Origin of the sequence: Uliginosibacterium flavum (assembly GCF_040566545.1) — a bacterium.
Lineage (GTDB): Bacteria > Pseudomonadota > Gammaproteobacteria > Burkholderiales > Rhodocyclaceae > Uliginosibacterium > Uliginosibacterium flavum.
In genome coordinates this window covers 18,751-44,339 of record NZ_JBEWZI010000012.1, presented here as the reverse complement: position 1 = coordinate 44,339, position 25,589 = coordinate 18,751, and the positions used below count along the sequence as shown (strand labels likewise).

Annotated in this window: 21 protein-coding genes; 13 read left to right on the top strand and 8 right to left on the bottom strand. The window is 60.7% G+C overall.

Annotation, left to right across the window (positions count from 1 at the left end):
- Positions 1 to 129 precede the first annotated feature (129 nt).
- From ABXR19_RS12175 to ABXR19_RS12165, 3 genes are all read right to left on the bottom strand, one after another.
- Positions 130 to 822, bottom strand: coding sequence for a YqhG/Tai3 family protein (locus ABXR19_RS12175; protein WP_354601412.1), 693 nt, complete (start codon positions 820 to 822; stop codon positions 130 to 132).
- Positions 823 to 1,116: 294 nt separating this feature from the next.
- Positions 1,117 to 1,278, bottom strand: coding sequence for a hypothetical protein (locus ABXR19_RS12170; RefSeq protein WP_354601411.1), 162 nt, complete (start codon positions 1,276 to 1,278; stop codon positions 1,117 to 1,119).
- A gap of 155 nt (positions 1,279 to 1,433) precedes the next feature.
- Complete coding sequence (locus ABXR19_RS12165) at positions 1,434 to 3,434, bottom strand: bacteriohemerythrin (RefSeq protein WP_354601410.1); 2,001 nt, start codon at positions 3,432 to 3,434, stop codon at positions 1,434 to 1,436.
- A 111-nt stretch (positions 3,435 to 3,545) separates the two neighbouring features.
- Here ABXR19_RS12165 and ABXR19_RS12160 point away from each other — a divergent pair, with 111 nt between their 5' ends.
- From ABXR19_RS12160 to arsC, 8 genes are all read left to right on the top strand, one after another.
- Positions 3,546 to 4,889: a peptidase U32 family protein gene (locus ABXR19_RS12160; protein ID WP_354601409.1), complete on the top strand. Its 1,344-nt coding sequence runs from the start codon at positions 3,546 to 3,548 to the stop codon at positions 4,887 to 4,889.
- A gap of 71 nt (positions 4,890 to 4,960) precedes the next feature.
- Entirely contained in the window at positions 4,961 to 5,356 is a 396-nt protein-coding gene (locus tag ABXR19_RS12155; RefSeq protein WP_354601408.1) for a hypothetical protein, read from the top strand.
- 220 nt (positions 5,357 to 5,576) lie between these two features.
- On the top strand, positions 5,577 to 6,152 hold the full coding sequence (locus ABXR19_RS12150; RefSeq protein WP_354601407.1) for a PEP-CTERM sorting domain-containing protein: 576 nt from the start codon (positions 5,577 to 5,579) through the stop codon (positions 6,150 to 6,152).
- 307 nt (positions 6,153 to 6,459) lie between these two features.
- Positions 6,460 to 6,798, top strand: a complete 339-nt coding sequence (locus ABXR19_RS12145; RefSeq protein ID WP_354601406.1) for an ArsR/SmtB family transcription factor — start codon at positions 6,460 to 6,462, stop codon at positions 6,796 to 6,798.
- A complete protein-coding gene (locus tag ABXR19_RS12140; RefSeq protein WP_354601405.1) occupies positions 6,795 to 7,277 on the top strand; it encodes an ArsI/CadI family heavy metal resistance metalloenzyme in 483 nt (160 codons plus the stop codon). Before ABXR19_RS12145 ends, ABXR19_RS12140 begins: the two co-directional genes overlap by 4 nt.
- A 20-nt stretch (positions 7,278 to 7,297) precedes the next feature.
- Entirely contained in the window at positions 7,298 to 7,792 is a 495-nt protein-coding gene (locus ABXR19_RS12135) for an arsenate reductase ArsC (RefSeq protein ID WP_354601404.1), read from the top strand.
- Between the two features lie 79 nt (positions 7,793 to 7,871).
- A complete protein-coding gene (gene arsB / locus ABXR19_RS12130) occupies positions 7,872 to 8,897 on the top strand; it encodes an ACR3 family arsenite efflux transporter (RefSeq protein ID WP_354601403.1) in 1,026 nt (341 codons plus the stop codon).
- 88 nt (positions 8,898 to 8,985) lie between these two features.
- Positions 8,986 to 9,405, top strand: coding sequence for an arsenate reductase (glutaredoxin) (gene arsC, locus ABXR19_RS12125; RefSeq protein WP_354601402.1), 420 nt, complete (start codon positions 8,986 to 8,988; stop codon positions 9,403 to 9,405).
- Positions 9,406 to 9,620: 215 nt separating this feature from the next.
- Here the strand turns inward: arsC and ABXR19_RS12120 are convergent, their stop codons facing one another.
- The 4 genes from ABXR19_RS12120 to ABXR19_RS12105 all read right to left on the bottom strand — a co-directional run bounded on the left by ABXR19_RS12120 (position 9,621) and on the right by ABXR19_RS12105 (position 14,319).
- Positions 9,621 to 10,208 (bottom strand): LURP-one-related/scramblase family protein, encoded by a 588-nt coding sequence (locus ABXR19_RS12120; protein ID WP_354601401.1) that lies wholly within the window; start codon positions 10,206 to 10,208, stop codon positions 9,621 to 9,623.
- A gap of 89 nt (positions 10,209 to 10,297) precedes the next feature.
- On the bottom strand, positions 10,298 to 11,140 hold the full coding sequence (gene fghA, locus ABXR19_RS12115; protein ID WP_354601400.1) for an S-formylglutathione hydrolase: 843 nt from the start codon (positions 11,138 to 11,140) through the stop codon (positions 10,298 to 10,300).
- A 5-nt stretch (positions 11,141 to 11,145) separates the two neighbouring features.
- Positions 11,146 to 12,264, bottom strand: coding sequence for an S-(hydroxymethyl)glutathione dehydrogenase/class III alcohol dehydrogenase (locus tag ABXR19_RS12110; protein WP_354601399.1), 1,119 nt, complete (start codon positions 12,262 to 12,264; stop codon positions 11,146 to 11,148).
- A 165-nt stretch (positions 12,265 to 12,429) separates the two neighbouring features.
- Complete coding sequence (locus ABXR19_RS12105) at positions 12,430 to 14,319, bottom strand: hypothetical protein (RefSeq protein ID WP_354601398.1); 1,890 nt, start codon at positions 14,317 to 14,319, stop codon at positions 12,430 to 12,432.
- 653 nt (positions 14,320 to 14,972) lie between these two features.
- Between ABXR19_RS12105 and ABXR19_RS12100 the strand changes: the two genes are divergently transcribed.
- A complete protein-coding gene (locus ABXR19_RS12100) occupies positions 14,973 to 15,968 on the top strand; it encodes a LacI family DNA-binding transcriptional regulator (protein ID WP_354601397.1) in 996 nt (331 codons plus the stop codon).
- Positions 15,969 to 16,968: 1,000 nt separating this feature from the next.
- Here the strand turns inward: ABXR19_RS12100 and ABXR19_RS12095 are convergent.
- Positions 16,969 to 18,894, bottom strand: a complete 1,926-nt coding sequence (locus tag ABXR19_RS12095) for an ABC transporter substrate-binding protein (protein ID WP_354601396.1) — start codon at positions 18,892 to 18,894, stop codon at positions 16,969 to 16,971.
- 414 nt (positions 18,895 to 19,308) lie between these two features.
- Between ABXR19_RS12095 and creB the strand changes: the two genes are divergently transcribed.
- The 4 genes from creB to ABXR19_RS12075 all read left to right on the top strand — a co-directional run bounded on the left by creB (position 19,309) and on the right by ABXR19_RS12075 (position 25,502).
- Entirely contained in the window at positions 19,309 to 20,016 is a 708-nt protein-coding gene (creB, locus tag ABXR19_RS12090; RefSeq protein ID WP_354601395.1) for a two-component system response regulator CreB, read from the top strand.
- Between the two features lie 97 nt (positions 20,017 to 20,113).
- Positions 20,114 to 21,547 (top strand): two-component system sensor histidine kinase CreC, encoded by a 1,434-nt coding sequence (creC, locus tag ABXR19_RS12085; protein WP_354601394.1) that lies wholly within the window; start codon positions 20,114 to 20,116, stop codon positions 21,545 to 21,547.
- 264 nt (positions 21,548 to 21,811) lie between these two features.
- Positions 21,812 to 23,281, top strand: a complete 1,470-nt coding sequence (locus tag ABXR19_RS12080) for a hypothetical protein (protein ID WP_354601393.1) — start codon at positions 21,812 to 21,814, stop codon at positions 23,279 to 23,281.
- A gap of 187 nt (positions 23,282 to 23,468) precedes the next feature.
- Positions 23,469 to 25,502 carry a VIT and vWA domain-containing protein gene (locus ABXR19_RS12075; RefSeq protein WP_354601392.1) on the top strand — a complete coding sequence of 678 codons (2,034 nt, stop codon included), beginning with the start codon at positions 23,469 to 23,471 and terminating at the stop codon, positions 25,500 to 25,502.
- Positions 25,503 to 25,589: the final 87 nt, after the last annotated feature.

Genomic DNA, 25,589 nt, shown 5'->3' with positions numbered 1-25,589 from the left:
CGAAGATTCATGTGATCCATCGGGATTAGCGGCTGGATTGGCAGGATTCTTGAGGGTTCGCGCTGGCGAGGCGACGTTTGTCGGCAAGCTGGCGCGCCCCGGCCTGTCCGCCCGGGCGCGTGCCAGCAATCAGCGGCGCACGGGCGCTTTGCTGCCGGTTTTGCTTTTGCTCGTGGTTTTGCTCTTGCTTGTGGCTTTACTCTTGGATTTGCTGGTGGATTTACCCTTGGCTTTCTTGGGTGCCACTTTGTCCATGGTGCAGGAATCCAGTTCGCGCACACTCCAGCCGGTGACTGGCTCGGCATTCTCCAGTCCTGCGCGCAGACTTTCAAAGAGCTCGCCCTTGTTGCCGAAAGCGAAGCCGCCCTTGTATTCCACATCGGTGATCCGCCAACGCGTGCGCACCATTTTCAGATGCACCAAGTCCTCCCAACCCTTGCTGTCCGGCGCGTCAGCGCTGTCCACATAGAAATGCACCGGCAAGGTTGCGCCGCTTTTGGTTTGTTGCAGTTTGCCCAGCGTGAAGCGCGTGGGCGTTTCGAAGCTGCTGGAATACAGGTCACCTTCTATGAAAGGTGGCTTGTCGTCAGGCCGGGCCTGGGAAAATTTATCGTTGTAACGCAGCGCCGCACCAAGCAGGCAGACCAATTCCGGCCCGAGATAGTCCGAGAATTCGGCCAGCTCGCGGCCACTTGGCGCGCCCGTGCTGGGGCTGGCCAGACGGGCGGTATAGAAACCTTGCACCACGTCTGCCGGCCCGCGCTGGGCGAAGGCGGACGAACAGCCAAGGGTGAGTAAAGCAATAGAGATCAGAGCACGCATAAAGGCTTCCCGGTCAGAGGGTGGCGAAGTGTAGCGTGTGACTGCGCCGGGCGGGTTTGCGTTCCCTCTACAAATCGCGTGCGTTTCTCCTGACCCGCTAAAGATTTTTAGCGTGCGGAGCTGCCAGGGTCATCATCACTTGCGACTTGCGACTTGCGACTTGCGACTTGCGACTTGCGACTTGCGACTTGCGCTTCAGATCGTCACATGCAACAAGCCCCTGCCAGCGATATGCCGGCAGAGGCTTGAGGGTATTCCGGCGCGCCGGCGCGGGGCCGTGCGTTTGTCAGACAATCAGGTGGGCGCTTGTTCCGCCTCGGGCGGCGCAGCTGCGTCGCTGTCCCGGTCGTCATCGGGCGCGTCTGTGTCGGATTTGCGCTTGAGCTTCTCTTCTTTTTTCTGCTTTTTGGCGAGTTCGCGCTGACGCTTTTCGAAGGAGTAATTTGGTTTGGCCAAGGTATGTTCTGCCTCTGTCTTGTTATGGATGGGCTATACGGTAAGCGATTTCGGAAAAATTAGCTGTTTTGATGCATTGGCTGAAGAGCCGCACCGGGCTTGCCTGAGCGGTATGCATGACTGAAGAGCAAGGCGGGGAGCGGGTCTGCGGGGTGTTATTTCACGGCCGCTTCGTGAATGCAATCGCGGCCGGCGTCCTTGGCGGCGTACAGGGCGTGGTCGACGTTGCGCAGCAGCAGTTCGGCCGAATCACCATGCAGCTCGGCCTGCACCAGTCCGGCCGAGAAGGTGACGGCGGGCAGGGTGAGGTGGGGCAGCGGGATCGGGGTTTCGCGCATTTTTTTGGCGATCAGTTCGATGCGCTCGCGTGCTTCCGTCAGGTTTGCCCCGAGCATCACCACCACGAATTCTTCGCCCCCGAAACGGCAGGCCAGATCCGAGGAGCGCAGGTATTGCTTGAGTATATTGGCCAGATGCACCAGTACGGCGTCGCCAGCTTCGTGGCCCCAGGTGTCGTTGACGCGTTTGAAGTGATCCAGATCGAGCATGACGAGTGACAGTGGACGGTGTTCGCGTTGGGCGCGGACGATTTCGCGTGGCAGGGTTTCGTCCAGATAGCGGCGGTTGAGCAGGCCGGTCAGCGGATCGCGGATGGCTTGTTCGTGCAGGGCTTCGCGCAGGCGCACGTTGGAGAGCGCAAGCTTCAGGCTTTCGGCCACCATCGCCGACAGGTGGGTGATGCGGCCCCATTCGCGCTCGCTTACATCGGCTGGCGCGCTGACGGTGAGCAGGCCCAGATTTTCGCCCAGTACCTGCAGCGGATAGCAGAGGTAGGGGTTGCTCGGCAGTGCGTCAAAGTGCTTGCATACCGGGCCATCGGTCAGGCGCAGCAGGGTGTGGCGCTGGTTGCGACGCATGCCCCAGCAGGCGCTGGCGGCGAACTGGGCGCTCATGCCGCTGGCGTCACCCCAGCGCACTACGGTTTTCAGTTCATCGGCACCAATGGCCTGCACTGCCAGCGCGCCACCGCTGCCCAGATTCAGGCGGGACAGCGTGTGTTCGACGACTTCGAAGGCTTCGCTGGTGGTCAGGCAGCTCTGCAGGCCTTCGTTGAGTTCGTTGAGGCGGGTCAGATCGGCGGCGTGGCGTTCCACCGAGGCGAGCGACAGCTTGAGCTGGGCGTTGGTGTCCTGGAGTTGTTCGCGCGCCAGTTTTTCGTCGGTGACGTCGCGCACGATGCCGACGATGCGGTCTGACTCACCGAGTCGCCCGCGCAGGCATTCGCCCGTCATGGCCAGCCAGTGCACGCTGCCGTCCGCCCAGACGATGCGGTGCTGGCGTGCGAAATTGTTGCTGCCCTGGCGCACCGTTTCCAGTGCCTCGAGGAAATCGCTGCGATCATCCGGATGCACGCAGGCCATGAATCCGTCGAAGGGGTGCGAGAAATCGCGCAGACGAAAACCAAAAAGGGGATCAACTTCGGCCGACCAGCGCAGATCGCGGCTGTCCAGATCCAGATCCCAATTGCCGATGCGTGCGCCGCGCTGGGCCAAGGCATAGCGTGCCTCGCTGATGCGCAGGCGCTGATTGGCCTCCTGCAGCTGGGTGGTGCGCCGGGTCAGGTTGTCGGTGATGTCATTGAGCGCATCGAGTACGATCACCAAGGATTCTGATTGTTGCGCCAGCGCTTGCTCCTCGGCCCGTTGCAGGGGTTCGCCGCGCTGCAGGGCGATGATTTCGTGGGCCATGCGCATGTCGGTGCCGAGCACGTGAAACAGCAGCCACTTGGTCAGGAAGGGCAGCAGCCGCCCGACTGCCACCCCGGCATTCGATTCGGCACTCTCGGCCAGCTTGCGTACAATCCGGATCTGTTCGGTGAGCGATTCGTGAGCATGCACGTGTTCGCTAATGAATTCGGTGTTCAACGCGTACTGTGCCATCAGGTCTTCTTCAGTCTTGAAGTGATAGCCCGCGTAATCCTGCAGTTCATCGAGCAGGCGCAGCAATTTGGGTTGGTTCGTGCCCTCCACGGCGATCAGCGCCAGGGCGTTGATCATCTGCACCAGTTTCGCGTGCTGCAAGTCGACCTCGCGCAGGCCTGTTTCGAAACGGCTGGACCAGACAAACACATCCTTCAATTCGGTTTGATCGTTCACGCGCAGATCCTTACAAAACATTAGTCCTTACAGGGGATATTAGGCTGCCGTCGCGCCAGATTCCACCCGAACAAACACAGAATTCCACAGTATTTCAAAGGTTTACCGAACATGCTCCACACCCCTGAACTCCTCGCCCCTGCCGGCAGCCTGGCCATGCTCGATACCGCGCTGGCCTTTGGCGCCACCGCCATCTATGCCGGCCAGCCGCGTTACAGCCTGCGCGTGCGCAATAATGATTTCGGTGATCTGGCCGTGCTCAAGACCGGCATCGACCGCGTACATGCGGCCGGTGCGCAGTTCTACCTCGTCTCCAACATCTTCCCGCACGGCGCCAAGATCAAGACTTACGTGCGCGACATGGCGCCGGTGATCGCGCTGAAGCCGGATGCCCTGATCATGTCCGATCCGGGACTCATGATGATGGTGCGCGAGGAATGGCCGGATCAGCCGATTCACCTGTCGGTGCAGGCCAATACCGTGAATGCGGCGGCGGTGAAATTCTGGGCACGCAATGGCGTGAGTCGCGTGATCCTGTCGCGCGAACTCTCGCTCGACGAAATCGCCGATATCCGCCAGGCCTGCCCGGACACCGAGTTGGAAGTTTTTGTGCATGGCGCGCTGTGCATTGCGTATTCGGGCCGCTGCCTGCTCTCTGGCTACTTCAATCACCGCGATCCGAATCAGGGCAGCTGCACCAACTCGTGCCGCTGGGATTACCGTGTGCGCGAAGGCAAGGCTGACGCCAGTGGCGACGTGTATCTGATCGAAGAAAAGGGCAAGCGCGAAGGCGAATTCAATATCATCGAAGAAGACGAGCACGGCACCTACATCCTCAATTCCAAGGATCTGCGCGGTATCGAACACGTACAGAAACTGATCGAAATCGGCGTCGATTCGTTGAAGATCGAAGGCCGCACCAAGAGCCCGTATTACGTCGCCCGCACCGCTCAGGCCTACCGCGCGGCGATTGATCTGGCGGTGGCCGGCCAGCCGCTTGATCCAGCGCTGATCGACTCGCTCGACGGCCTCGCCAATCGCGGCTATACGACGGGTTTCTTCGAGCGCCACCATGAGGCCAGCACGCAGAATTACGTGCGTGGCAATTCCGAATCCGCGCGCAGCCTGTACGTGGGTGACGTGCTGCGTTTCGATGCCGAACGTGGCGGTGTCGAAGTTGACGTGAAGAATCGCTTCGCCGTCGGCGAACGTCTGGAGCTGGTGCAGCCCGGCGGTAATCGCAGCATCACCCTGAGCCACATGCTCAAGGCCGATGGCAGCGAAACCGCCATCGCGCCCGGCAACGGCCACCGCGTCTGGCTGCCCCTCGGCCCGGAAGCCGTTGGCGCCTTCCTGACACGCTTCATGGCGCAGGATGAAAAGACACCACGCGAAAGCGCTGGCGGCTGCGGATCGGGTGGCTGTGAAAGCGGGGGTTGCGAGAGCAATGCGTAAGCGGCTTGCAGCACGTCAACCGTCGCGGCAAACAGACGTTGTTCGCATATTCAGTCTTCCGGGTCTTTCTGATGAAACGTCTCCTGTCCGTGTGTTTCGCCCTTGCCGGTTTGCTGATCAGCACGGGCAGCCTGGCGGCTGACTGGTCGGATGTCTGGATGGAATCAGAGGCCGAGGAGCTGGTGGCGAAAGGCCAGCTTTTCAAAATCCTGCTGACGCCGGAAGAATTCGGCGGAACAGAGTCCGCCTACAACACGATCTACGTGCCTGCTGGTGTTGCGCGGCAAAAGCAGGAAATCACCAACATGCTGGTGACGGCTTCGATGAGCGGCAATGTGGAAATGGTCCGTTACGAAACCGAACGCCGCGGCAGCAGCATCGTTCCCGCCAAGATCACGATCCGTGCCTGGAGCAGCCATCGGAACCACAAGGGCTTCGACTACGTGCGTACGATCAAGGTCTGGTAGTCAGAGGCTCTTGCTCAAGGGAATGTGTTGCGCTTGTCCGCTTTGCGTGTTCGGCCCGGTGCAGCTCGCGCCCGATCACTAGCCCTGATAAATGTACGAAGTTGTGACGCACTGCACGCGTAGTTTGTTGCATGCCATTTACAATTGCGCCGCAACATGCAAGTTCAATACTCATAAACGCGTGAATCCCACACGCGAAAAACCGAATGGAGAGATTCCCATGGCACTTTTTTCCCGCCTGTTCCTGATCGCATCAGCGGCAACACTGCTGATTGCGGGCCCGGCCCAAGCCGAGCAGCTGACCTACACCCTGACTGGCCCGACGTTCACCAGCGTTTCCGGCGCATTCAGCACGACCGACCGGATCACCGGCCTGGTATCTTTTGACTCCAGCTTGCTGGATGCGTCTGGTACGGGCTCAATCCTCACCTCAAGCAGTGCAGTGAATGCTGGTATCACCTGGCAGTTTCAGGATGGCCACAATGCTTTCAACAACGTGATCACCACTTCGGGTTTCACGATCGCGATGAGCTTCAGTAATGGCGCGGCCAGCGGCTGGAATATTGACCCGACCCACGGCTACACGAACAACGCTGATATCTGGCTGGACAGCAGCCAGAACAGTTACGAAAGCTGGTTTGGCGGTAACGTTGCGAGAGCGTCCGGATCGCCGGTTGTTTCCGCCAGTAACTGGCAGATGAGTGTTGCGGCCGTACCGGAGCCTTCCACTTACGCCATGCTGTTGGCCGGCCTCGGCCTGCTGGGCGTGACTGCCCGCCGTCGTCAGCAAGCCTGAGCGTCGTCCGGCACCAGGAAAACCCGCTGCGGCGGGTTTTTTTACGTCCTTCCACCAAGGACGGGCCGGCTTTCAGGGGGATAAGCATGGCTCCTCACGCATCGAGTCGCTGCCCGGTTAATGACAAAGACCGCCCCTGTATGACCGCGAGAGCCGCATCTGCCGGACTTCTGCAGGCAGGGTGCTCGTAGATCCTCGCCAGTCATCGCGGTACGAGGCTCATGCCTGAAGAGGGAATCTGTGAGCGGCTCTCCAGCCATCAACTTTCAGCTTCCAAATTCGCAATCATTTCCATATACTTGGAAACATGGAATCAAATCAAGCCGTCACGCAGCTCGCCGCCCTCGCCCAGGAAAACCGTCTGGCCGTGTTTCGTCTGCTCGTCCAGCAGGGCGCGGCCGGCATGGCGGTCGGCAAGATCGCCGAAGCCCTCGATTTGGCCAACGCTACCCTGTCCTTTCACCTCAAAACGCTGACCCAAGCCGGGCTGATCGAGGCGCGGCAGGACGGACGCTTCATCCACTACTCGGCGAATTTCATCGCCATGAACAGCCTGCTCGGCTTCCTCAGTGAAAACTGCTGTGCCGGTGAGCCGTGTTTGCCCCTTGTTGTTGCCCCCTGCTGCCCCACGGAGAAAAAATCATGAAACGTTTCCACGTTCACGTCGCCGTCGAAGATCTGGCTCATAGCCTGCAGTTCTACAGTGCGATGTTTGGCGCCGAGCCTAGCGTCGTCAAAAGTGACTACGCAAAATGGATGCTCGAAGACCCGCGCATTAATTTCGCCATCTCGCAGCGTGGCGCCGCCGTCGGCGTCGATCATCTGGGCATTCAGGTCGATAACGCCGAGGAGCTCGTGGCCCTGCAGGCGCAATTCAAGGCGGCGGATGCGGCAGCGGTCAGCGAACCGGGCATGGCTTGCTGTTACAGCGAATCCGACAAGCACTGGGCGCGCGATCCATCCGGTATCGCCTGGGAGGGCTATCACACGCTTGCAACAATTCCGACATTCAATCGCGGTGAAGCGCTGGCCGAATCCAGTGCCTGCTGCACCCCGGCGCTGCAGCCGGTGGCCATGAAAATCACCCCGAAAAACAGCTGCGCCCCCGGCAGTGGCTGCTGCTGAAACCTGAAAGGAATTCTGAAATGAGCGAAAAGGTATTCAACGTATTGTTTCTGTGTACCGGTAATTCGGCGCGCAGCGTGATGAGTGAAGGCTTGCTGAGCGTGCTCGGCAAGGGGCGTTTCCGCACGTTCTCGGCGGGCAGCAAGCCGAACGGCCGCGTCAATCCGCATGCCATCGCCCTGCTCAATGAAATCGGCTACGACACCAGCGGCCTGCGTTCCAAGAGCTGGACCGAATTCGAAGGCCCGGACGCGCCGCAGATGGACATCATTATTACTGTGTGTGGCAACGCGGCCGGTGAAGTCTGCCCGATGTGGCCCGGCCATCCCGCCACGGCGCACTGGGGCTACGAAGACCCGCACGGCACGACGGAGGCCGAAGAACGCGCCTCATTCGTGAAAATCTTCGCGCAGATCAAGCGTCGCGTGGAATTTCTGGTGAGTCTGCCGGACAGCAAGCTGGAACACCTGGCACTCAAGACCAGCCTGGACGAAATTGGCGCCAGGCCGGCGTAACACAAACGCGGCCATCCGCGCTGTGGGAGCGACGTCCACGTCGCTCCCACAACTTGCCCACCTTCGGAAATGAAATGACATGAACCTCTTCGAACGCTATCTGACCGTCTGGGTCTTCCTGTGCATCATCGTCGGCGTGCTGCTCGGACAGGCTTTCCCCTCCGCCGTGCAAGCCGTCGGCGCGCTGGAAGTCGCCAAGGTGAACCTGCCGGTTGGCTTCTTGATCTGGGTGATGATCATCCCGATGCTGCTCAAGGTGGATTTCGGCGCGCTGCATCAGGTGCGTCAGCATGCCAAGGGGATCGGCGTGACGCTGTTCGTGAACTGGCTGGTCAAGCCCTTCTCGATGGCCTTCCTCGGCTGGCTGTTCATCCGCACCCTGTTTGCCCAGTGGCTGCCGGCCGAGCAGCTCGACAGCTACATCGCCGGCCTGATCCTGCTCGCCGCCGCGCCCTGTACCGCGATGGTTTTCGTGTGGAGCCGCCTCACCAATGGCGATCCGCTGTTCACCCTGAGTCAGGTTGCGCTCAATGATTCCATCATGGTTGTGGCCTTCGCCCCGCTGGTTGCGCTGCTGCTGGGCGTGGCGAGCATCAGCGTGCCCTGGGACACACTGTTTACCTCGGTCGTGCTGTACATCGTGATTCCGGTGATTCTCGCCCAGCTTGCCCGCCGTGCCTTGCTGGCCAAAGGCCAGGCCGCTTTCGATGCGGTCATGGAGAAAATCGGCCCCTGGTCGATCAGCGCGCTGCTGCTTACTCTGGTGCTGTTGTTTGCTTTTCAGGGCAAGGCCATCATCGATCAGCCGCTGGTCATTGCCCTGCTTGCCGTGCCAATCCTGATCCAGGTCTTCTTCAATTCGGCGCTGGCTTATTGGCTCAACCGCCAGCTTGGCGAGAAGCACAACGTGGCGTGCCCTTCCGCTCTGATCGGTGCATCGAATTTTTTCGAGCTGGCCGTCGCGGCGGCGATCAGCCTCTACGGTTTCGAATCCGGCGCGGCACTGGCCACCGTGGTCGGTGTGCTGATCGAAGTGCCGGTGATGCTGCTGGTAGTGCGCGTCGTGAATGCCAGCAAGGGCTGGTACGAACAAGGCCAAGCCTGATATTTACTCGGAACTCGGAACTCGGAACTCGGAACTCGGAACTCGGAACTCGGAACTCGGAACTCGGAACTCGGAACTCGGAACTGCTATGACAACCATCTACCACAATCCCGCCTGCGGCACTTCGCGCAACACCCTCGCCATGATCCGCAATGCCGGCATCGAACCCACGGTGATTGAATATCTCACCAGCCCGCCGGATCGCGCCACACTCGTCAAACTGATCGCCGACGCAGGCCTGACGGTACGTGCGGCGCTGCGTGATAAATGCGAACCGTATGAACAACTAGGCCTCGCGGAAGACCGCTTCAGCGACGAGGAGCTGCTCGATTTCATGGGCCAGTACCCGATCCTGATCAACCGCCCCTTTGTGGTGACGGAGCTGGGTACGCGCCTGTGTCGGCCCTCTGAAGTCGTGCTGGATATTCTGAGCGCCGCACAGAAGGCGGCTTTCAGCAAGGAAGATGGTGAAGCGGTGGTGGACGCGCAGGGGCGACGGCTGGTTTGATCCGGGCAGGCTGAAGAGCCGCCACCCGCCTGGATCTTACGGCGGATTGCCCGGAGAGCAAGGCGCAGAGCGGCTCTCCGGGCAGGTCTTTACAGGAGTGGCTTCAGCCGCGAATACATGCATCCGCAACCATGATCGCCCCGACTTGCGACTTGCGACTTGCGTTCCGGATCAAGTCCGGAATGACGATGCGACTTGCGACGCGTAGCGTGCGATTACTCTTTCAGCACCATGTCGATGCACATCACCGCCGCCAGAATCAGCTGGCGTACCGGGTCTTGGCTCGGTACGACCGGGTCGATGATCAGCATGTAATTGTCGGCCGAGGTGAACAGTTCCTTGCCGATGCCGGCCCATTTCTTGGTGACCTGGGCGATCTGCTTGTCGTTCTTTTCAAAGCGGAAATCCCAGCTGCTCCACGAGCCCTTGAGCCAGCACAGACTGTTGCCGCTGGCGTCTAGCACTTCGAACTTGCCACCGAGCGACAGCAGCTTCTGCTGGAAGGAGCCGATTTTCTGGCCTTTGGCATCAAGCACTTCAACGGTCGAGCGGAAAATCGAGATGCCGCGCTTGATGTGCAGCACTGGCTGGTTGCTGGTGTCGGTGATCTCGATATGGAAGGGTGTGTAGCGTTTGTAATCGGTGAAACGCAGCATCTTGGTGAAGAAGCCGAGGTTCGGTTCGCGGCACAGCAGGATGGTCTGGTTGCTGTCGGGATCAAAGATGTCGAAATTGTTGGCGGCCTTGAACATGCCGACATGTTCTTTGACGAAGAAGGTGTTGCGCTCAAGAATCGGGTGCATGACTCATCCTGCTTGGGTAGGTGATTGGAGGGCGGATTATAGGCGGAGGCACAGGTTTCGCGGCAGCAGCGCCGTGACCATTCGGCGCCTCAAGCCAGCAAGGCCCGGGCGTGGTGCTGCAAATGCTCGTCAATGAAGCTGGCGATGAAGTAGTAGCTGTGATCGTAGCCAGCTTGTTCGCGCAGTGTCAGCGGATAGTCAACGGCGGAGGCTGCACGCTGCAGTTGATCAGGCATCAGCTGGGTGTGGAGGAAGCTGTCCGCGCCGCCCTGATCGACCAGAATCGGCAATTGCTCGCGGTTTGTGGCGAGCAACACGCAGGCATCCCACTCCGCCCATTGGCCGCGATCCGGGCCGAGATAGCGACTGAATGCCTTCTCGCCCCAGGGGCAGGCCTGCGGATGACAGATCGGCGCGAAAGCCGAGACGGATTGATAGCGGCCGGGATTGCGCAGCGCACACACCAGCGCGCCATGGCCGCCCATCGAATGGCCGGAGATGCCGCGTTTTTGCGTCACCGGCAGATGGGCTTCGATCAGCGCCGGCAGCTCGGCCACCACGTAATCGTGCATGCGGTAATGCGTCGCCCAGGGCGTCTCGCTGGCGTTGAGGTAGAAGCCCGCGCCCAGGCCGAAATCCCAGGCGCCGTCCGGATCACCCGGCACCCCCTCGCCGCGCGGGCTGGTGTCCGGGCAGACGATGGCGATTCCCAGTTCGGCCGCCATGCGCTGTGCGCCGGCTTTCTGCATGAAGTTTTCGTCCGTGCAGGTGAGGCCGGACAGCCAGTACAGCACAGGCACCGGCGTGCCCGCCAGTGCCTGTGGTGGCAGGTACACCGCAAAGTTCATCTGGCAGGCGAGCACGCTGGAGGTATGGCTGTAGCGGCGGTGCGCGCCACCGAAGCTGCGGTTTTCAGAGAGCAGGGTCAGCATGGCGTTCAGCGATCGTAGTGAATGACGCTGCGGATGCTCTTGCCCTCGTGCATCAACTCGAAGGCCTTGTTGATGTCATTCAGACCCATGGTGTGGGTGATGAAGGTGTCGAGCGGGATTTCGCCCTTCTGGAATCGATCCACATAGCCCGGCAGCTCGCTGCGTCCGCGCACGCCGCCAAACGCCGAGCCGCGCCACACGCGCCCGGTGACCAGCTGGAAGGGCCGCGTCGAGATCTCCTGCCCCGCGCCAGCCACGCCGATGATGATGGATTCGCCCCAGCCCTTGTGACAGCACTCCAGCGCCGAGCGCATGACGTTAACATTGCCGATGCATTCGAAGGAGTAATCCACGCCGCCATCGGTAAGATCGACGATGACCTGCTGGATCGGCTTGTCGAAATCCTTGGGGTTGATGCACTCCGTGGCGCCGAGCTGCCTGGCGATTTCGAACTTGGCCGGATTCATGTCGATGCCGATGATGCGCGAGGCCTTGGCCATCACGGCGCCGATCACTGCCGACAGGCCGATGCCGCCTAGTCCGAAAATCGCTACCGTGCTGCCCGGCGTCACCTTGGCGGTATTTAGCACGGCGCCCATGCCGGTGGTCACACCACAGCCGAGCAGGCAGACCTTTTCCAGCGGCGCTTCCTTGCTGATTTTGGCCACGGCAATCTCGGGCACGACGGTGTATTCCGAGAAGGTCGAGGTGCCCATGTAATGGAAGATCGGCTTGCCATTTTTCGAGAAGCGCGACGTGCCGTCCGGCATCAGGCCCTTGCCCTGCGTGCTGCGGATGGCCTGGCACAGATTGGTCTTGCCGGAGAGGCAGTATTTGCACTTGCCGCATTCCGGTGTGTACAGCGGAATCACATGATCGCCGACGGCTACCGAGTGCACGCCGGCGCCAATCGCCTCGACAATCGCGCCGCCTTCATGGCCCAGAATTGCCGGAAAAATCCCTTCCGGATCGTCGCCCGACAAGGTGTAGGCATCGGTATGGCAAACGCCCGTGGCGACGACGCGCAACAGGACTTCACCGGCTTGCGGCGGGGCGACATCCACTTCCGTAATTTCGAGTGGCTGGCCGGCGGCCCAGGCGACGGCTGCGCGTGATTTGATCATGTTATGTCCTGTGTGCTGGGGGATGGGTAGGCTCATTTTACTTGAGGTCCTGTCCGCACAGCCGCAGGGAACGCCGCTGTCACGACATACCTGCCACAGAGCCACGCTGGGAGCGGCTCTGCAGGCAGGTGCCGGAAAATTTCAGCCCATCAGGACGGTCACAAATCAGCGATAGTGCAGGGTCCAGCTGAGCGTGAAGGGCTTGTCGAGCGTCAGGCCCTTGCCCGAGCAGCGCACGCGGCTATGCAACTGGCCCATTGGCGCTCGGTACAGCGGATCGCTGCTGACTGAATCGACGCGGCAATCGGGCAAACCGCTGACGCTGAACTCCGCCGCCGCACCATCGCCAAAACTCACCGTGCTGCCTTGCTGCGTGGCCTGCTGGCTGAAGCTGGCGAATTCCAGTTCGATACTCACGCCCGTCAATGATTGGGCCGGCGTGTAGCGATCCGTGCGCGTGATCACGCCGGAATCCAGCGTGTAGGTGGTCTCCACAGACAGACGCGCGTCCTTCACCGGTGAGCGTTCGCCGAGGCGGTCCAGCTCGCGCTGCCAGTAACTCACCTGCAGCGCGCTGCCCTTTTTCTCCGTGCGGATCTGGCGCTGGAAGGCCGTCGGAATCAGCACGCTGCCGTCAGCCGGGGTGAAGCGCGGCAGCAGTTGCGGCCAGCCGGCATCTGCTGCGCCCTGAATCAGACCATTCGAAAACGGGATCGGGAAGTAGGGATTGTTGGCGTGCTGCACCGCGCCGCCATTGATGATCGGCAGGCTCACCACGCGCAGACCATCGCGGAAGGTGATCAGCGCGCGATCGTGTTCACCTTTGGCAAACCAGGTGGTGGTGAAGCGCGGCAGGCGTGCCAGCCGTTCGGCATAATCCGCAGCCGGTGCGCGGCCTTTGAAGCCCAGCTCGTTCCATTGGTTATTGGTATAGATCAGCTGGTGCAGCAGGCTCAGATTCTCGCCGAGGATGCGGTGCTTGCCGCGATAGGTATCGGTGCGCCGGCCTTTGTCCCACAGGTTCACCGAATGCGTCTGCGCATCGAACCAGAATTCGGCGTATTTAGCCGTGGCACGCACCGCGAAGGCATAGGCCAACTCCTGTTCATCGGGCGTCAGCACGCCCAGCTTGGCGGCGGCGGCCAGCACTTCGAGGAAGGCCGTGTCGCCATAGGCGCCAATCGAGCGGCCGAATTCGAAACCATCACCGGCCGGGTTCAGACGCACCAGCGTCACATCCACCGCGCGGCGCAGCCAGGCCTTGAGTTGCGGCGTGGGCTGCAGGCCGGTCTCGATGAAGCGCTGGCAGATCTCGCCGATCAGCAAGATGCTGTAGCGATCGAAGCGCCCTTCGCCATCGGTCTCGTCCGAGAAGCCGAATTCGCCCGAATAGGTCTGGTAATGCTGCACGGTTTTCTGCAGCAGGATTTCGCTGCCGCTGGCGTCTTCCCAGCCGAGCAGATGGCGCAGGCGCGCGATGGAAAACGCCACGCCGTAGTAATTGGTCGGCAGCTTGATCAGCGAGTAATCCGTCACATTGACGAAGCCGCGCCAGTCCAGCTTCACCTTCAGGCGCGCCAGCGTGGCCGGTGACACGGCCTGTTCCAGCAGGCCGGCGGCGCGCAGCTTGTTCAGCGCCGACACATAGTAATAAATGCCCCAGCTCTCGTTGTCCTCGTCCAGGGTCAGGTCCGCGATCTGGCGGAAGCCCTCCAGATAATGCTGAAACTTCGGATCGCTGCGCGGCGTGTTGAGCAGCAGATAACTCATGCCGATGGCAATCTTGCCGGGCAGGAACTTGTCCTTGCCGTTGAAGGCCGGCGTGCCGTCGAGCACCAGCGCCTTCTTCTCGGCCAGCAGGCGCTCGCAGAAATAATCCAGCTGCGGCAGCAGGCCCTGGGTGACGATCTGGTCCAGATCCACACCGGCCAGCCGCGGCTGGACGATGCCCAGCGGAATGGCGGCGGTGGCGGCAGGATTGGAATGAGGGGCGGCGGCGAGCAAGTGGCTCAGCGACATGATCAGGATTCCTCCAGCAAGACGGTGCAGCTTCAAGGGATGTCTCCTTGGCCGTAGATGGTTGTTGAGGTTATACGTTTAACTCAAGTGAAGCTTATGCGCCTGGCGGACGTGCGTCAAGGCCTGATTCGGGGGCGGGTGTTGATCGTTCCCACGCTCCGCGTGGGAATGCGGGGTGTGGCGCTCTGCGCCGGATCTTGCGGTCTCGTGCGCAGCGGAAACCAGACGCAGGAGCGTCCAGCAATCGCTCTCACGCGGAGCGTGGGAGCGATCATTGATTTTCGTAGCCTGGATGCAGCGCAGCGGAATCCGGGAGGATCGCCCCTTGTGCGCCGAAAAAGCCCCCGGATTCCGCATGCGCTGCATGCCGCAACATTCATGGGCTCGCCGCAGCAATCGCCTGAAGAGCTGCCCCTGCCGGACTTCTTCAGGCAGGCATGCTGCAGAGCAAGGCGCAGAGCGGCTGTACAGGCCGTCTCTTGCAAGTGATCATTCCCACGCTCCGCGTGGGAATGCGAGGCGTGGCGCTCTGCGCCGGATCTTGCCACCTGAAGTGCAGCAAAAACCGGACGCAAGAGCGTCCAGCAGACGCGCCCACGCGGAGCGTGGGAGCGATCAGGGTGCTTCTGGTTTGACGCCCGCCCCGCCCGCGGGCTAAGGTAAGCCTGTTACCTTTGTTAACTGACGCCATGTCCAGCAAACGCCCGTCCACCATTCGCGATGTCGCCGCCGCTGCCGGTGTGTCCACAGCCACCGTGTCGAAGTTCATCAACGGCCTGCAGCATTTCACGCCGGAGGTCGAACAGCGCCTTACCGAGGCCATCGCCCGTCTGGGTTACCGCGCCAACCAGCAGGCGCGCAGCATGGTCACCGGGCGCACCCGCACCTTCGGCCTGGCCGTGCAGGACGTGCGCAATCCGCACTTCGCCAACATCATCAAAGGCGCCAACCGCGTCGCGCTGGAACACGATTACAACCTGCTGGTCGTCGATGTGCAGGAACGTGCCGCCCACGAACGCCACCTGCTCGAAGCCCTGTCAGGCCGCGTCGATGGCCTCATCGTCAGCTCGCGCCTACCGGACGAATCCCTGCTCTGGCTCAGCGAACTGGGCAAGCCGGTGGTCTTCTTCGGCCGCCGCGATGCGCCGGGCATTCGCTGTGTGCGCAGCGACGGCCAGCGCGCCGCCTACATGCTCGGCCGCCATCTGGTCGAAACCGGGCGCAAGCGCATCACCTATCTCGGCTTTCCCGTCGCCCGTTGGGATGCCGAACGCCTCGCCGGGCTGAGCGAAGCGCTGGCCGAATCCGGCCTCACGCCGAAAACCCATTCCGTCAGCCTGCCCACCATGGAAGGCGGCCAGTGCGAAGCCTCGCGCCTGCTGCTCACCACCCTGCGCCCGGACGCTGTGGTCTGCTACAACGACCTGATCGCCATCGGCCTGATGCATGAAGCCCAGTCGCTGGGCATCAAGGTGCCCAATGACGTGGCGATAGCCGGCTTCGACGATATTCCGGTGGCCGCCTTCATGCAGCCCGCGCTGACCACCGTGAACATGCGCAGCGAAGAGCAAGGCGAAGCCGCCATGCAACTGCTGCTCGAAGCCGTCAGCGGATCACAGGATGCCAGCGACGTGTTGCTGGAGCCGAGGCTGGTGCCGCGCGCGTCGACGGCGCGGGTGGGGTGAGGCGGGTTTGGTGGTGGGATTTTGTAGGGTGGGTTCGGAGCGCAGCGACAACCCACCATTGGCAATCGACGGATCGTGGTGGGTTGCTTCGCGAACCCACCCTTGCTCGAAGCAGACTGTTGTGAGTTTCGGGATGGCCGGCTGTGAGGCTCTTGTAGGGTGGGCACGGTGTGCCCACGCGGCGTATGATTCAATGCCATTGGCAATCGCGTGGGCTCGCCGAGCCCAACCTAGTTGGCTAAATTAACGGTTGAGCCGAAATGTATCGAATCTTCTGCGCTGTATTTTTGGTTCTTCTGGTTGGTTGCCAAGGCGTCCAACAGTCAAAAGAAAAGACTGAACTCTTAGGCGTATGGGTTTCAGACAAGATACTTACGCTCCAAGAGTTCAATCCAGCAAAAGCAACTATCTCCCCATTATCTTTCGGAGAGATGGCGTACGTTTTCAAGGAAGACAAAACCACTTTTACTCCAGTTGGCACGGAGAGTACTCGGTCTCTCTGGTACGAGTGGCGTGTTCTTGAATCCAACCAAGAGTACGCAGTGATTGAAATCTCGGAGTCAAATCAAGCCCCTACCGCAGTCAGGTTTGTAAAACGGTATGGCTGTCTGGGTGTACGCCCTGAAGGTCAGGATTTCACCGAGTATTTTTGTAGAAAGTAGCCGAACGGGTTTGTGGGTCCTGGATGCAACCCAGATGCACCAAGCCACCACGTGCGGTGCAATAGCCCGGTAGGGTGCGCATCGCGCACGCGGAACCCACGCTCATGCACGCACGGCGCCCTTCAAGCAGTTCGTGCGGAGCAAGGAAGTTTGCGAATGGTGCGCAATGCGCACCCTACAAATGAACGTCCGCAAGGGTCTTCTGAGCCACTCGCCCGAAACCCTCACCCAACGGACTTTCCCGGCTACCCTGCCCGCAGAAGCTCACCCCGCGCGCTTCTTCAGCACGCGTAAAAAAGCCCTGGCCCTGATAACAGGGCCGGGGCTTTTTTACGCGACTACTTCGTGAAGAACCACTGCTGCGGCAAGGCCGGGGCGGGGTTGGGGTAGGTCCAGCTGATCAGCATCTGCTCGTATACGTTCTGCAGTCGGGCGCTGCGGATGGCGGTGTCATTGGGTGAGCGGATCACGCCGATTACTTCGAACTCGTCGGCGGCGATGTCGAGGATCTGTTTGAACAGAGCGTCGGCCTCAGCCGGGCTGGCGGCGGTTTGCCATTGTTCAAAGAGCTGCATGCGTTTCTTCATGCTGGCGGGCGGCTCTTCACCCTGCTTGCCGTTGGAGAGGAACCAGCGTGCCCAGGGCAGGCTCATGCGGGATTCCTGCGGATGCACGGCCACCACTGCGCGCGGGTTCATGGTGATGTCCATGCCGCCGGGCACGATGTCGACGCTGATGTCGTATTCGTTGGTGTTGGCGCGGTCGTAGAACAGCGAGCGTTCCGAACTCTGCAGCACCAGTTCGAGGCCGGCCTTGGCCCATTGTTTGCGCAGCAGTTCCAGCGTTTCCATCTGGTTGGTCTGGGCTATCGAGACGATGGCGCCGATGGAGACCCGCCCGCCTTCAGGGTAGAGGCGGAAGCCGTCGGCATCACGTTTGGCGAGGCCGACGCGATCCAGCAGTTCGTTCGCCTGTTTGAGTTCGTAGTTGAGGAACTGACTGCCGAGTTTTTCGTTGTACCACTTCGATTGTTTCAGCGGCCCGATCTGCCAGGGCATGCCTTGGCCGAGGTAGACGATGTCATTGACTTCCTTGCGATCGGTAGCCAGCGACAGGGCAATGCGGAAATCCTTGTTGCGCATGAGCTTGCGCAGCTTGTCGTTCTTGGTCGACTGGTTCAACCACAGCCCGACGGAGTTCGCGCCGGTGCCGGGCAAGGCCATCATCTTGTACTTGCCCTTGGCGGCGTTCTCGGTGAGGACCGGGCGGTTCTGGATGCCGAAGATGTGGCGATGCTGATAATCAAGCTGGCCGTTGATGGCGGCGAGGATGATGGTTTCGGCTTCGGAAATGATCTGGAACTGCACGCGATCCAGGTAAGGCAGCTGTTGGCCGGCCGTGTCGACCTGCCAGAAATACGGGTTGCGCTCCAGCACGACGCGGGTGGCGCTGCCGCTGTAAGGCTCTTTCACGACCCAGGCATCCAGCGTGGGTTTCTCGGGATTGCCCCAGCGCGAGGGGATTTCGATATCGCCGCATTTGATGCGCATGAGAGTCGGCCAGTCCTTGGCTTTTTCCTTTGCCAGCAGCTCATCCAGTTTCGGGTTGTATTTCGGATGGAACTGACCGCAGTAGGCTTTGGAATACATCACCGGATGCTGGCCGAGCGGCGTGGCGAGTTGGTCGAGGAAGCCGAGGTTTGGCCCGCTGAATTTGAAGCGCACGGAAAAATCATCCAGCTTGCTGACGCTGGCCGGCTTGTCATTGGCCACATACTGGCCGGGGCTGGCGCTGAAAAACTGCTTGTTGAACATCAGATCGTTCATGGCAAACAGCACATCATCCGCCGTGAAGGGCGAACCGTCCGACCAGCGCATGCCCTTGCGCAGTTTGAAGGTGTATTCGCTGCCATCGGGGCTGAGCGTCCAGCTTTCAGCCACATTCGGCAGGACGCCGTTGAAATCCATGCGCCAGCGCACCAAGCCATTGCCGCTGATGACGCGGGTGATGCTGTTCTGGTCATTGTTGGCGCGCATCGCAACGCGCAGCATGCCGCCGTAAGTGCCGGTTTTGGCGACCGGCGCGATGACTTCGGGCTTCTCCGGCAGGCGCTGATCCACGGGCGCGAGCGTCTTGGCCTGCTGGGCTTTTTCCAGCGCAGGCGCCTGGGTGAAAGCCAGCGCGGCGGGCGCAGCGATGCAGGTCCACAAGGCCAGCGCGGAGCGGAGGCTGCGGGTGGCGCCAGGACGGGTCAGAAAATTCATGTTGTGTCTCCTCGAAGGCGGCAGCGGAGGCAGGAAAGCGTCCGGATTGGCGTGGCCGATAACTACAAGGTAAAACGTTTAACCTGACGTGTCAAGGCGCTTCGTGAAGCCGGGTTTTAACGCAGAACGTGAAACAAAACCGTGAAACATTCTGATGTCACGATGATTCGCAGGGCGCATGCAGGGGCGCAGCAAGCAGTGCCCCTGCACACACTCCGAAAGCGTTGTCGGAGGAGGTCCGCGCACGGGTCATCCGCGAAGCCGTGGTGGTGTGAGTAAAACGGACGCCTTGCGGATCCCGGATTATCTCGGACTGGTTCAAGCTCAAGTCCGGACTTGCCCTGCGGCTCAACAAGGACGGTCGCGCCCGTGCCGTTGTAATATCAGCCACCGCCCATCTTCCCATCGCCCATCGTGAGCCAGCCCCGCATCCTCATCGTCGAAGACGAACCCGGCATTGCCGATACGATCCGCTATGTGCTGGCCAGCGAGGGTTTCGAGCCGGTGCTGTGCGGCACGGGCGCGGCGGCGCTGGCTGAACTGGCAACTGGCAACATCGCGCTGGCGGTGCTTGACGTCGGCCTGCCGGACATCAACGGTTTCGAGCTGTTCCGCAAGATTCAGGCGCTGGGCGAGCTGCCGGTGATCTTCCTGACCGCACGCAGCGAGGAGATCGACCGCGTGGTCGGGCTGGAGCTGGGCGCCGACGATTACATCGCCAAGCCCTTCTCGCCGCGCGAACTGGCGGCACGCGTGCGCGGAGTGCTGCGACGGGTCGGCAAAGTGCGTACCACTCAGAGTGAGCCAGCTACGCCGGAAGCGACGCCGCTGGAGATCGACGAGGAGCGCCGGCGCATCCGTTACTACGGCCAGGCGCTGGATCTGTCGCGCTACGAATTCGGTCTGCTGCGCACGCTGGCGAGCCGCCCCGGCCGGGTCTTTTCGCGTGACGAGCTGCTCGGGCTGATCTGGCATGATGCCGAAAGCATCGACCGCACGGTCGACACCCACGTCAAGACCCTGCGCGCCAAGCTGGGCGCGGTGACGCCGGATTTCGACGCCATCGTCACCCATCGTGGCATCGGCTACGCGCTGGCCGAGCAGTTGCCGGCGAAGCGCTGAGCGAACATGGCATCCGCCTGTTCTTGCCCTCTCCCCCAGCCCCTCTCCCCCAAGGGGCGAGGGGAGCATCGAGAGTCGCCGTGCGACTGAATCACTGATGAGTACCCGCAACCGCGTCTTCATCGGCATCCTGCTGATCTACATCTGCAGCGTGGCCTATGTGCTGAACCGGATCATCGAGGATCTGGACCCGCGCTATCGCGAATCGGCCGAGGAATCGCAGGTGGAAACGGCGCATCTGCTGGCCAGCATCATCGAACAGGATCTGGGCGCGGAAGAGCGGCAGCTGGCCATCCTGCACGGCACTTTCCAGAGCCTGTATGCCAAGCGCTTCAACGCGCAGATCTATTCGATGAACAAAACGCGCGTGGAGATGCGCGTGCACGTGACGGACAAAGCCGGGCGCGTGATCTTCGATTCGCTGGGCCGATCCGAAGGCCAGGATTACTCGCAGTGGCGCGACGTGTTTCTGGCGCTGGCCGGCCAGTACGGTGCGCGCACCACCCGCGATGTGCTGGACGATCCGCGCACCACGGTAATGTACGTCAGCGCGCCGATCCGCCGGGGCGACGAGATCATCGGCACGGTGTCGGTGGGCAAGCCGGTGCAGAGCTTTGGCCAGTTCGTCGAGAATGCGCGCCACCAGATCATCGTCGCCGGCATCGGCGCGGTGCTGGCCTTCGTGTTGCTGGCGCTGATCGTGTCGGTGTGGCTGGTGCGGCCCTTCGGCTTCATCGCCGACTATGTCCATTACGTGAAAACCCAACGCCCGCTGAGCCTGCGCAAACTGCTGCGGCGTGGGCTGGGCGTGCTGGGTGCGGCCTGGAACGAGATGCGCGACGCGCTGGCCGGGCGGCATTACGTGTCGGAATACGTGCAGGCGCTGACCCACGAAATCAAGAGCCCGCTCTCCGCGATTCGCGGCGCCGCCGAGCTGCTGCAGGAGCCGATGGCCGAGGCCGAGCGCGCGCACTTCCTCGCCAACATCACGCGCGAATCCGGGCGCATCCAGGCGCTGGTGGATCGCCTGCTGGAACTGTCCTCACTGGAAGCGCGGCGCAGCCTGAACGAAGTGGCGCGCGTCGATCTCAGCCAGCTCATCGCAGACGCCGTGCAGGCCGCCCAGCCCGCTGCGCAGCGGCGTGGCGTGCAGTTCGCGCTGACAGTGCCGCCCGGACTGAACGTCGAAGGCGATGCCTTCCTGCTGCAGCGCGCCGTGTCCAACCTGATCGACAACGCCATCGACTTCTCGCCCGAAGGCGGCGTCATCGATATCGAGCTGGGCGTGCAGCGCCGCAAGCTCGCCCTGCGCATCCGCGATCATGGCGACGGCATTCCCGATTACGCGCTGGATCGCGTCTTCGAGAAGTTCTACTCGCTGGCCCGCCCGCACTCCGGGCGCAAGAGCAGTGGCCTCGGGCTGGCCTTCGTGCGCGAAATCGCCGAACTGCACCACGGCCGCGTGAGTCTGGGCAATGCTGTGGGCGGCGGTGCGGAGGCAAGGCTGGAGTTACCGCGCGGGGCGGATTGAGGTTTTGCTGTCGCTGTTCAATCCAGACAACTGGATTACGGCGCTGTTGTTATGATACTGGCTTGCGTGGCTTCGTGATCAGGAGCTGTCGGCCAAGTGCGGACTGCCGCATTTTTCATAAACTGGTCATTCATATGGCCGCTTCAAGTCAAGGCCAGTCACATGGGTTACGCATAAAACTCGGCCATAGCGGCCGACTGTTTCATCTGACATATTAGATAGCGTCAAAAAATTTATATTCAAAATATTGATCGAGTTAATAAAGTGATTGAAAAAATAAAATTTCTCAGAAATATCATTTCAGTCCTATTGGTATGTTGTGCCACATCATCATGCACATCGAATACTGGTGGATTAGCATTTCTCTGGTCTGTTACCCACCCGGTTGACACGATTGAAGGGCTATCCAAACTTCCCGCGGAGAAGCGAAGACAAGAGGCGTATGGCCGTGCCATAACAAAATGCGAGGCAGAAGAAAAACTTTTGCCACAGTCGTTAGAAATTGATTCTTTTATTGATGAAGGCGCCGCCCTAAGGGGTGACTTGATCTACGAACTGCTGCTGAAACGCAATTTGAAGGCCATTTACGTTCAGCCGCAGCCGACTGACGATGGCAAAGCACTACGCTACGCTTATCCCGACGGCGACCATATCGGACGCTTCACTTACCCGGCTGCGATCGCCCCAAAATCAGCGAGCGCTAAGTACATCAAACTGGAGCTTCATAACGGGGAGGAAGGCAATTGCCTGCCCGCTGACTGGACTCCCCTATACATACAAGATCGCTACAAAAAACCACCCGCACTCCCGAAGACATGCCTCGCATATTCATTTACGGACAATCCGCAGACTCAATATTCCCTCAGGTACAACAAAAGCCAGAAGATAGCTGGCGAACAGTTTGGTACATGGTCCATCGTAGATCTTCTAGCGAACCAACCTATTGCCTCGTTGACGACGGTCGATCTCCCGCCAAGCGTAAACTCTGGTGGACCATCGGATTGTCGCTCACCTTATACCGTGCTCGCGTGGCGCATTAAGCCTGATCCCAGCAGAAGAAACCTCTTCGCAGTCAAACAATCCATCGTTGTAGCGTCACCATCATTCCTCGAGTTGATCGACCAGAAAGAAAGCTTGCCCTTGGTTCAGACACGGACAACCAAAACTCCATTCGTAAAAGGAGAATGGGAGGCAGGTAGCAGCAATACGGCACTCCATGCGAGGTGGCAGGAGGCTGTCGATGAAGGGATACGTTCTGGGGTGGGACACTATGATGGACAAGACGCTGGACATTGGTTTTCGTCTGACTATCGAATTTACGAAGGCGCTCACGGCAGCGGACGTATCCTAGATTGGGGACAACGGAATTTGATCGGACTTCAGCTTGTTGAAACCGGAACCCAAATTCGGACTGGAATCAATTGGGATGTTTCGGCAAGCGAGGGAGGCTTCCTTGTTTTTACCCGAGAATGGAAAAAAGGCGAGAATCCGCTTGTTGCCCGGTACAACATTAACGGCTCGCTAGATTGGGCCATTCAGATACCCGGAGCGCCCGTAATCAACGGTTGTGGCTTCGGTCCCAGACAGGCGCTCTCAACCGATACCGAGATATTGCTAAAGCAACCTAGCTGTAACAATAAAGAAGGCACAGTTTGGCGGCTACCGAAGGAGGATATTTCCTTTTACAAGACTCAGATCGTCAAAGTGCTCAACCCCGGCACGAGTGCTCGCTAAAGAGGGAACCGCGATTCACAGCTGACCGCGCGGGTTACGGCTTCGCCTGACCCGCCCTACAAGTCCCCTGCATCCCCGCCCCACTTCACACAGCCTTCACAAAAATCCTCCGCACTTCAAACTCACGCCACACCTGAAGTGAATCCTCTCGCCATGTGCAATCCGCACTGCGCAAGGAGGATTCATCATGTTGCAGACCATCAAGACAAGCGCCCGTCGCCTGCGGGTGCGGCTCGCCAGAGGGCTGGCGTTCGCGGCCCTGCTATTGCCAGCCATTCATCCGGTGTATGCGGCTCAGGCGCCCGCCGACAAGAGCGAAAGCCCCTATTTCGCGGTCAATAGCAGCGATCCTTCGGTTGATCGCCTGCCGCTGAAATCGACCAAGGTGGATGTACGCATCCTTGGCGTGATCGCCGATGTCACCGTCACCCAGCAATACCGCAACGAGGGCACGGCGGCGCTGGAGGCGCGCTATGTTTTCCCCGGCTCGACCCGCGCGGCGGTGTATGGCATGAACGTACGCCTCGGGGATCGGCTGCTGACGGCGAAGATCAAGGAGAAGCAGCAGGCCAAGGTGGAGTACGAGAAGGCCAAGAGCGAAGGCAAGACCGCTGCGCTGCTGGAGCAGGAGCGCGAGAACGTGTTCCAGATGAATGTTGCCAACATCATGCCCGGCGACGATGTGCGCGTGGAGCTGCATTACACCGAACTGATGGTGCCGACCGAGGGCCGCTACCAGTTCGTGTTCCCGACCGTGGTCGGCCCGCGTTACAACGGCAAGGCCGGCAGCGAGAGCAGCAAGGCGGAGAAGTGGATCTCCTCGCCCTTCCTGCATCAGGGCGAGCTATCAGGCACCCGTTTCGACATGAACCTGAAGCTGGTGACGCCGACCGGCGTGCAGGACATCGAATCCCCAACGCATAAAATTGAACTGCGCAAGGAGAATGAGCAGGAGACGCGTGTCGAGCTGACCAACACCGGCCGCAACGAAAACAATCGCGACTTCATCCTGAATTACCGCCTGGCCGGCGAGCGCATCGCCAGCGGCCTGATGCTGTCACGCGGCGAGTCGGAAAACTTCTTCCTCGCCATGGTGGAGCCGCCCAAGGCGGTGGCGAACGCGATGATCGTGCCGCGTGAATACATCTTCGTGGTCGACGTGTCCGGCTCGATGCACGGCTTCCCGCTGGATACGACCAAGGCGCTGATGGACAAGCTGCTCGGCAGCCTGCGCGCCAGCGACACCTTCAACCTGATGACCTTCTCCGGCGGTAATGTGTTGCTCGCGCCGAAATCCTTGCCGGCCACGCGCGCCAACATTGATCTGGCCTTGCGCACCCTCGGCAAGGAACAGGGCGGTGGCGGCACCGAACTGCTGCCGGCGTTGCGCCGCGCGCTGAGTCTGGAAGCCGATCAGGAACGCTCGCGCAGTTTCGTGGTGGTGACGGATGGCTATGTCTCGGTCGAGCGTGAAGCCTTCGAGCTGATCCGCAAGAATCTGGATCGCGCCAACCTGTTCTCGTTCGGCATCGGCTCCTCGATCAATCGTCAGTTGATGGAAGGCATGGCCCGCGCCGGTCAGGGCGAGCCCTTCATCATCCTCAATCAGGAATCCGCAGCCGTTGAGGCCGAGCGTTTCCGCAAGATGATCGATTCGCCCGTGCTCACCCACATCAAGGCGCACTTCGAAGGCCTCGATGCGTATGACATCGAACCGCTGAGCGTGCCCGACGTGTTCGCGGCGCGGCCGGTGATCGTCTTCGGCAAGTGGCGTGGCGCCGCCAAAGGCAAGCTGGTGCTGGATGGCCAGAGCGCCAGCGGCCCGTATCACGCGGAACTGGAAGTGAAGCCCGAACTTGCCAGCAAGGACAACACCGCCCTGCGCTATCTGTGGGCGCGTCATCGCATCGCCGCGCTGTCGGATCAGGAAAGCCTGGAAGGCGGCGGCAGCTATCGCGATGCGATCCTCAAGCTGGGCCTCGACTACAACTTGCTGACGCAATACACCTCCTTCATCGCGGTGGATCAGGTCGTGCGCAATCCCAAGCCGGGCGAAGCCGCCAGCGTCGATCAGCCTTCACCGCTACCCGAAGGCGTCAGCGATCTGGCCGTGGGTGTGGAAGTGCCAAGTACGCCGGAGCCAGAGACCTGGGCAATGCTGCTGATCGCGGCGCTGGGGATGGGGTGGTTGTGGAAAAGGCAGCGGGTGGCGGCTAACTGACCGAGCGCAGGCAAATGTCGCCCGAACATTCCCTCCCCTCTTAGGGGGAGGGCGAGGGTGGGGGTAAAAGCGTTAAGCCGAGGACAG